This window comes from Microbacterium sp. BF1 (genome assembly GCF_019279095.1).
GTDB classification, from domain to species: Bacteria; Actinomycetota; Actinomycetes; order Actinomycetales; family Microbacteriaceae; genus Microbacterium; species Microbacterium maritypicum.
On sequence record NZ_JAGYWT010000079.1, the window covers coordinates 1 to 7505 of the forward strand.

The 7505-nt window shown below is 66.3% G+C and carries 9 protein-coding genes and 1 tRNA gene; 5 read left to right on the forward strand and 5 right to left on the reverse strand.

What is annotated here, in order from left to right; all coding sequences use genetic code 11:
• Positions 1-475: transposase (locus tag KZA10_RS04620; protein ID WP_218682295.1), on the reverse strand; the 475-nt coding region annotated here is incomplete at its 3' end.
• A gap of 170 nt (positions 476-645) precedes the next feature.
• Here KZA10_RS04620 and KZA10_RS04625 point away from each other — a divergent pair.
• A complete protein-coding gene (locus KZA10_RS04625) occupies positions 646-1101 on the forward strand; it encodes a hypothetical protein (RefSeq protein ID WP_218682296.1) in 456 nt (151 codons plus the stop codon).
• Entirely contained in the window at positions 1098-2096 is a 999-nt protein-coding gene (locus tag KZA10_RS04630) for a cation transporter (protein WP_218682297.1), read from the forward strand. The genes KZA10_RS04625 and KZA10_RS04630 overlap by 4 nt, the downstream gene beginning before the upstream one ends.
• Positions 2097-2165: 69 nt before the next feature.
• On the opposite strand, the gene KZA10_RS04635 is transcribed toward KZA10_RS04630, so the two are convergent.
• On the reverse strand, positions 2166-2798 hold the full coding sequence (locus tag KZA10_RS04635; RefSeq protein WP_218682298.1) for a hypothetical protein: 633 nt from the start codon (positions 2796-2798) through the stop codon (positions 2166-2168).
• A 290-nt stretch (positions 2799-3088) separates the two neighbouring features.
• Between KZA10_RS04635 and KZA10_RS04640 the strand changes: the two genes are divergently transcribed.
• Positions 3089-3232, forward strand: coding sequence for a hypothetical protein (locus KZA10_RS04640; protein WP_174799522.1), 144 nt, complete (start codon positions 3089-3091; stop codon positions 3230-3232).
• 55 nt (positions 3233-3287) lie between these two features.
• Here KZA10_RS04640 and KZA10_RS04645 read toward each other — a convergent pair.
• A tRNA-Thr gene (locus tag KZA10_RS04645) sits at positions 3288-3363 on the reverse strand.
• 45 nt (positions 3364-3408) lie between these two features.
• Positions 3409-4353, reverse strand: coding sequence for a thioredoxin domain-containing protein (locus tag KZA10_RS04650; protein ID WP_017828951.1), 945 nt, complete (start codon positions 4351-4353; stop codon positions 3409-3411).
• Between the two features lie 230 nt (positions 4354-4583).
• On the opposite strand from KZA10_RS04650, the gene KZA10_RS04655 reads away from it, so the two are divergent.
• Positions 4584-5687: an ABC transporter ATP-binding protein gene (locus KZA10_RS04655; protein WP_218682299.1), complete on the forward strand. Its 1104-nt coding sequence runs from the start codon at positions 4584-4586 to the stop codon at positions 5685-5687.
• A gap of 84 nt (positions 5688-5771) precedes the next feature.
• A complete protein-coding gene (locus KZA10_RS04660; RefSeq protein ID WP_055865219.1) occupies positions 5772-7076 on the forward strand; it encodes a DUF4032 domain-containing protein in 1305 nt (434 codons plus the stop codon).
• Between the two features lie 12 nt (positions 7077-7088).
• On the opposite strand, the gene KZA10_RS04665 is transcribed toward KZA10_RS04660, so the two are convergent.
• Positions 7089-7505: NAD(P)-dependent oxidoreductase (locus tag KZA10_RS04665; RefSeq protein ID WP_374196537.1), on the reverse strand; the 417-nt coding region annotated here is incomplete at its 5' end.

A 7505-nucleotide genomic window follows, 5' to 3' on the forward strand; every position in this document is an offset into this window, starting at 1 on the left:
ATCCGTAGAGGTCAGAGAGGTGCTTAGCGATATCGCCGGTGGTCATGCCCTTCGCATACAGAGAGATCACCGCCTCGTCGAACCCCGCGATTCGGCGTTGATGCTTGGGCACCACCACCGGCGCGAACGTGCCCGCCCGGTCCCTCGGGACCTGGATCGTGAGATCGCCGATCTCGGTCCGCACCGTCTTCGGCGTGGATCCGTTCCGACTGTTCGGCGTCTGCTTCCCGACCCGATCGCCCGGGTCGTAGCCGAGGTGCTCGGTCAGCTCCGCCTCCAACGCGGACTGCAGGACCTGCCGGGTCAGTCCCGTCAGCAGCCCGTTCGGGCCAGTCAGTTCGATCCCTTGACCACGAGCGGCGGCCACGAGTTGCTCCGCGACCGCGGTGATATTCGGCGGCGCAGGAAGGACCTCCCCGGTTCGCAGATCGACGGTCTCGGATTGCTCAGTTGTTGTCTTCAATTCAGTGCTCATGACGTGATTCATCTTCCCGTCCGACCGAAGCCGAACCGATCACGCCGAACCCCTCACACACAAACTTTCCGACAGACCCTTGTTGGAACGCTCGAGAGGTGAGTTTCCCAAAGGCGCAACGAGCAGGGTGCCCTCGCGTCTCGCCCACGTCGACCAGGCAGCGGACGTCTGTGGTCGTCGCGATCAGTGTCGCTCTTGCCGTCAGCCTCGCCGGGTGCAGCCTTTCCGTGCCGTCTGACCCGGAAGGCACACTCGCCCACGTGACCGGAGGCGAGCTGCGGGTCGGGGTGACCATCGAACCGGGTTTAGTTGATCCGGACGGCAGCGGAGTGTCCGGCCCACTCGTCGACCTCGTCCAGGACTTCTCAGCGACAATCCATACGGAACCCGAGTGGACGATTGGCAGCGAAGAAACGCTCGTAGGGTTGCTCGAGGATGGTGAACTCGACCTGCTCATTGGTGGATTCACAGACAAATCCCCCTGGACCGATCGTGCCGGTATGACCCGCGGCTACCAGGAAATCGACGGTGCGGACGGGCGGAGCGTCGTGCTTCTCGTCCCTCTGGGGGAGAACGCATTCCTCACGAAGCTGGAGTCGTTCCTCGACGATGAGGTCGGGCCATGAGAGACAACCACCAGTTCGGGCGATCGGACCTGCCCCCCGATCAGTTGACGGCGTTGAAGAAGGCGGTTCGGTGGGAGTACTTCACTATTTGCTACACCGTCGTCACCATCACGGTGGTGGCCTTCGTCGTGGGGAATTCCCAGGCCATGCGAACAGCCTGGATCGAGGACATGCTGTCTCTCATCCCCCAGATCGCCTTTCTCATTGCGCTGCCCTTCGTCCGCCGTAGGCCCACTGTCAACCACCCCTACGGTCTGCACCGCGCTATGGGCGTCGGACACCTCGTCGCCGGCGTCGCACTCCTCGCGGTCGGCCTCAATCTTGCCGCCGAAGCGGTCACTGGGCTCCTCAAAGCGGAGCATCCGACCATAGGTACCGTGAACCTGTTCGGTCACACAATCTGGCTCGGCTGGCTCATGGTCGCCGTGATGACGGTCGTCGTCGTCGGCCCTGTGTTCCTCTACGGACCCGCGAAGGCGAAGCTTGCGCCCGTATTGCACAACAAGCTCCTCTACGCCGACGGTGACATGGCCAAGGCGGATTGGCAGACCAACGCCGCATCAATCATCGGCGTCCTCGGCGTTGGGATCGGCCTCTGGTGGCTGGACGGTGCCGCGGCACTCTTTATTTCTCTCGGGATCATCTGGGACGGCATCCGCAATACGAAGGGAGCGGTCGTCGATCTCATGGACCAACGTGCACGCACGTTCGACGACAAGCACCCGCATCCGCTCGGCCAGATGATTACGCAACTGATTCGTGAGCAGACCTGGGTTGCCGACGCAGCCGTACGCATTCGCGACCAGGGGCAGGTGTTCCACGTCGAAGCATTCGTACTTCCGAAGAAGCGTCGTGTCGCCGTTGATGCTCTTGACCGCCTGGCCCAGAGCATCTCCGACCTCGACTGGAAAGTACAGGATGTCGTGATCATCCCGTCCACACAGCTCCCAGAGGAAGCAGACGCCGCGAGGTGCCGACCGGCGCAGGGCGACTAACCATCATCACGCCGGGCCGTCGGGGGCGCGTAGACGACTGTAGACCCCCGGCCGGCCGAGTGGGGGCCTTCACGCTTCAGAGTCCGGTGCGATCGTTGTGATCAGAGATCGCGGAGCGGTATTGTCCGCGCGTGAGTCCGGTGGAGTTTGCCGTCGGGGCCGCGGTACGCGACAGCGCCCGCCACCGGTCACGAGTGTTGCCAGATCGTCCTCCTCGGGCAGGTTGGGTGCAATGGGGACGGAACCGCCGCCCCCGGCCGGCGCTGCTCCGATGGCGCCGAGGGCACCCCAGAACGTCCAGTGCCACCACTCACGGAAGCCCATGCCCTGCCAAGTGATGTTGTGCCGCTTCGCGAGCACCTGCGTGCGAAGGTGCGCGGCGGTGTTCGAGTTGCACGGCCACGCGAGGTCGTTCGCGCGTCGCTTCTCGTGGTTGCTGGTGTCGGGGACTCCGACGGCGTCGGGGTGGATGCGGTACCACTTCTGGCCGTTCCACCATGCGGTGCCGTACACCTTGCGGTTTCCTGGAGTGAGCGTCATCCGCTGGTACCAGATGCGCAGCTGATCGGCCTTCTCGCGGCCGCCGTCAAGCACCACCATCGGCGGGTGTCCTTCGGCCTCGAGCTGGTTCGAGAGCCCGTCGAACGCACCGCGCGTCCCTGACGCGTGGTTGTACGCCGCTCCGGCATATCGGGTTGACATGGCAGTCGCAGGCCTGTCAGCCGCCACGACGGGCACGAGACCGATAGGGAGAGACCAACAACCCCGCCCGGGGCTGAGGGGAACGTGAAGGTCATCGCACCGGTCGAGGTGATGGTCAGAATTGCGAAGAGCCCGTTCGCGGTCACCGCGAACGGGCGATCCTCGGTCGGTGCCAGCAAACCGAAGTTGTAGGCGGTGCCGGACGCGAACGATGCGCCCGTCGACACGACTATGCCCTCGAGCGATACCCGGCCTGCGGCGGTGACAACGCGCGAGGGAAAGGGCAGCGCATGCTCGGCCATGAGTCCGCCGCCATCACCCTCGACGTCTACGCGGACCTGTTCGACGACGACCTGAGTGCCGTCTCACTCAACCTCGAGGCCGCAGCCCGCGAACAGAGTGTGGGCAAAAAGTGGGCAGCACTCCTCGCCTAGATACGACGAAGGCCCGCATCCCCAGTGTTTCCAGGGGGATGCGGGCCTTGGCGTGTGGAGCCGACTACGGGACTCGAACCCGTAACCCCCGTATTACAAGTACGGTGCGCTACCAATTGCGCCAAGTCGGCGGATGCCACCCACAAGCTTAGCGATGGCATCGACCCCGCTTCGACCTAGGGGGCAGGCGTGGTGGTCGGTGTAGGAGTCGGCGTCGGCGTGGCACGCGAGGCATCGCTCGCGACGCTGAGCACGAACTGCGAGAACTCGGCCGGGTCGTCGAGCGCTCCGACGTACGCTTCGCCGTTCGCGACGACCATCGGAGCCGACTGCAGGACCAGGTCCTTGGAGCCCGCGAGCGGTCCGTCCAGCGCGCGCGTGGTCGCATCCTTCGCCCAGCTGACGAAGTCGCCGTTCTCGATGCACGACCGCACGGCCTTGGTGTTGTCGGTGCCGACGGCCGCGGCGAGGTTCGCAAGCTCTTCGTCGGACATGCCATCGCTGCCGACCTCGGGCTGGTTGTCCAGCAGGTCGTGGTTGAACGCGTAGAACTGCGCGGGCGAGTGCGTGGCGACGCAGGCGGCTGCGGCCGCCGAGCGCAGGGAGTACTTGGTGCCGTTCGAGCTCGCGGTGAGGAGAGCGACCGGGTGGTAGCTGACGGTCACGGCACCCTCGCTGATCCAGCCGGCGAACTGACGCGCGTTCGCCCGCTCGAACTTCCCCGCGTCCGGCGAGAGGTAGTCGACGTAGACGTGGATGTCGACCTTCTCAGACGTGGTTGCCTTGGGCGTCGGCTCGGTCGACGCACCCGCGTCGGTCGGCTCTGCGGACGGTGTCGCGGGGACCTCGTCGGATCCTGCGACCGCGGTGATGTCTGTGACGACCACGCCGTCCGACTCCATCCCCGTCGGGGTGAGCTTGGGCTTGGACACCTGGGCGGACACCGCAAGGGTCACCGCAGTGCCGATCGCCCCCACCGCGACGACCGCGACGGCGCCGATGATGATACGTCGCATGAGGCGCGCCCTCGACTGCTGGGCGTGCACTTGCTGAGCCTTCTCCCGCACGGCCTCGCGAGAATTGCGAGGTGTGGGGACGTTCGGCGTTTCGTCGCTCGACATCGTTCCTCTTGTGAGTCTGCGGGGGTCCGGGTTGGCCCCGACCGCCGCTCAGCGACGATCGCCGCTGCGCGCGGCCGAGTTCGATGCTAACCAGTGAGGCTGAGAAATACCCAGGTACAGCCGTTCATGTCATACTGAATTCGACCCAAAGACGGGTCACGGTGACTCATCTCACCGCTTCATCACTACGGATCGTCCGGCACGTACCTGCCGGTGAAGGAGAAACGACAATGGCATCTGTGACTTTCGACGAAGCCACCCGCCTGTACCCCGGTGGAACCCGTCCGGCCGTCGACAAGCTGAACCTCGAGGTCGGTGACGGCGAGTTCCTCGTCCTCGTCGGTCCTTCCGGTTGCGGCAAGTCCACGTCCCTGCGCATGCTCGCCGGCCTCGAAGAGGTCAACGCTGGCCGCATCCTCATCGGCGACCGCGACGTGACCGACGTCCCGCCGAAGGACCGCGACATCGCGATGGTCTTCCAGAACTACGCGCTGTACCCGCACATGACCGTCGCCGAGAACATGGGCTTCGCTCTCAAGATCGCCGGCGTCGGCAAGGAAGAGCGCGCTACTCGCGTGCTCGAGGCTGCGAAGCTCCTCGACCTCGAGCCCTACCTGACCCGCAAGCCGAAGGCCCTCTCGGGTGGTCAGCGTCAGCGTGTCGCCATGGGCCGTGCGATCGTGCGCCAGCCGCAGGTGTTCCTCATGGACGAGCCGCTGTCGAACCTCGACGCCAAGCTCCGCGTCCAGACCCGTACGCAGATCGCGTCGCTGCAGCGTCGTCTCGGCGTCACCACGGTCTACGTCACCCACGACCAGACCGAGGCGCTGACCATGGGTGACCGCATCGCGGTCCTCAAGGACGGCCTGCTCCAGCAGGTCGGCTCCCCGCGCGACCTCTACGAGAAGCCGAACAACGTCTTCGTGGCCGGCTTCATCGGCTCGCCCGCGATGAACCTGTTCTCGGCGGACCTCGCCGAGGGCGGCATCCGCTTCGGCACCGAGGTGGTCCCGCTCGACCGCGACACCGTCGGCCGCGCAAACGGTTCGCAGGTCACGGTCGGCGTGCGCCCGGAGGACATCGTCGTCGGCCCCGCCGATGGCAAGGGCCTCTCGGTCACGGTCGACCTCGTCGAGGAGCTCGGCGCTGACGGCTACCTCTACGGGCACACCGAGATCAACGGCAAGCGCGCCGACCTCGTCGCTCGCGTCGATGGCCGCAACCACCCGAACGCGGGTGAGACGGTCACGCTCGCAGCTTCGGCCGGCCACGTGCACGCGTTCGACATCGAGTCGGACGAGCGCCTGAACGACAAGCCGGTCGTCTCCGCCTGATCGGATCCACAGACGCGGCGCAGGCTGACTTCGGTCGCCTGCGCCGCGTCTCTTTTTCCTCTTCGCACGCAACCAGGGAGCACCATGCAGGATTCGCTGCGGATCACCGCCAGCAAGATCGACCCGGGGTTGCTCTCCCTCCCCTGGTCCACCACGTTGGCGAAGTGGCCGTCCGAGCACATCGTCTCGCTCCCGAAGGGGCTCTCCCGCCACCTCGTGCGCTTCGCGGACCTCTCCGGTCGCGTCGTCGCCGTCAAGGAGACCACCGCGGAGATGGCGCAGCGCGAGTACGACATGCTCGGCAACCTCGCCCGACTCGATGTGCCCTGCGTCGACCGGGTGGCCGTGATCGCCGGGCGCACCGACGCGCATGGTGACCCACTCCCCGCCGCGCTGGTCACCTCGCACCTGCGCTTCTCGATGCCGTACCGCGCTCTGTTCACACGCGTTCTGCGCCCGGACACCGCCAACCGTCTGGTGGACGCACTCGCGCTGCTGCTCGTACGCCTGCACAACGTGGGCTTCTACTGGGGCGACGTGTCGCTGTCGAACACCCTGTTCCGACGGGACGCCGGCGCATTCGCCGCCTACCTCGTCGACGCGGAGACGGGAGAGCTGCACGAGGAGGGGCTCACCGACGGCCAGCGCGCCTACGACCTCGACCTCGCACGCACCAACATCGCCGGCGAGATCATGGACCTCGCTGCCGGCGGACGGCTCGAGCACGGCGTGGACGCGGTCGCGATCGCCGACGGCATCGTGTCGTCGTATCGGTCGCTGTGGGCAGAGCTGACCGCCCAGGAGTCGTTCTCCGCCGCGGAGACATGGCGCATCACCGAACGTGTCGAGCGGCTCAACGCCCTCGGCTTCGACATCGACGAGATGTCGATGTCGACGACCGCGGACGGCACCGTGGTGGAGATCCAGCCGAAGGTCGTGGATGCCGGACATCATCAGCGCCGTCTCATCCGCCTGACCGGCCTCGACGTCGAGGAGAACCAGGCACGACGTCTGCTCAACGACCTCGACGAGTTCCGGGCCCGCTCGACGAAGCAGTGGGCGGACGAGGAGATGTACGCGCACGAGTGGCTGACCCGAGTGTTCGAGCCGGTCGTGCGTGCGATCCCCTACGAGCTGCGCGCCAAACTCGAGCCGGCCGAGGTGTTCCACCAGGTGCTGGAGCACCGCTGGTACCTGTCTCAGGCGGAAGGACGCTCCATCCCGCTCGCCGAAGTGCTCACCAGCTACATCAACGAGGTGCTGCGGCATCGGCGCGACGAAGCCACCATCATGGGTCCGCCCACCGAGACGATGAGTCTTCCCGTCATCACCGGCATGACGCCGGTCGCCGATGAGGACGAGGACGTGGACTGGCGGGATCTGGTCTGACCGACCGGCGGCTCAGTAGCCGACGGTGAACCGCTCCCTGTGGTGGTTGCCCTGCTCGATCTCGTCGACCACCGCGACGGCGAAGTCGGCACCCGAGATGTACGACTTGCCTTCGGCGTCGCGGACGATCACGTCGCCGCCGTCCCGGTAGTGGCCGGTGCGCTCGCCCTCCGCCCACGGTCCGAAGACCTCGGCGGGGTGGATGAAGAACCAGTCCAGGCCCGCGTCGGTCGCCTCGAGGAGGGCCAGCGAGTCGATGCCGACCTGCGCCTCGTGCTTGTACTCGTCCGGGAAGCCCTGATCGAACAGGCGCGGCCCGCCGGGGGCCACGAGGCTCCCGCCGGCACCGCCGACCACGCCGAGACGCGTGTCCGTACCCGCGAGCTGCTCGACGACATTCGACAGCGCCTCGAGCGCACGGTCGGCCAT

Coding starts and splice junctions, on each gene's coding strand:
- KZA10_RS04630 (WP_218682297.1), top strand. CDS start 1,098: ATGAGAGACAACCACCAGTTCGGGCGATCGGACCTGCCCCCCGATCAG.
- KZA10_RS04635 (WP_218682298.1), bottom strand. CDS start 2,798: ATGTCAACCCGATATGCCGGAGCGGCGTACAACCACGCGTCAGGGACG.
- KZA10_RS04640 (WP_174799522.1), top strand. CDS start 3,089: ATGCTCGGCCATGAGTCCGCCGCCATCACCCTCGACGTCTACGCGGAC.
- KZA10_RS04650 (WP_017828951.1), bottom strand. CDS start 4,353: ATGTCGAGCGACGAAACGCCGAACGTCCCCACACCTCGCAATTCTCGC.
- KZA10_RS04655 (WP_218682299.1), top strand. CDS start 4,584: ATGGCATCTGTGACTTTCGACGAAGCCACCCGCCTGTACCCCGGTGGA.
- KZA10_RS04660 (WP_055865219.1), top strand. CDS start 5,772: ATGCAGGATTCGCTGCGGATCACCGCCAGCAAGATCGACCCGGGGTTG.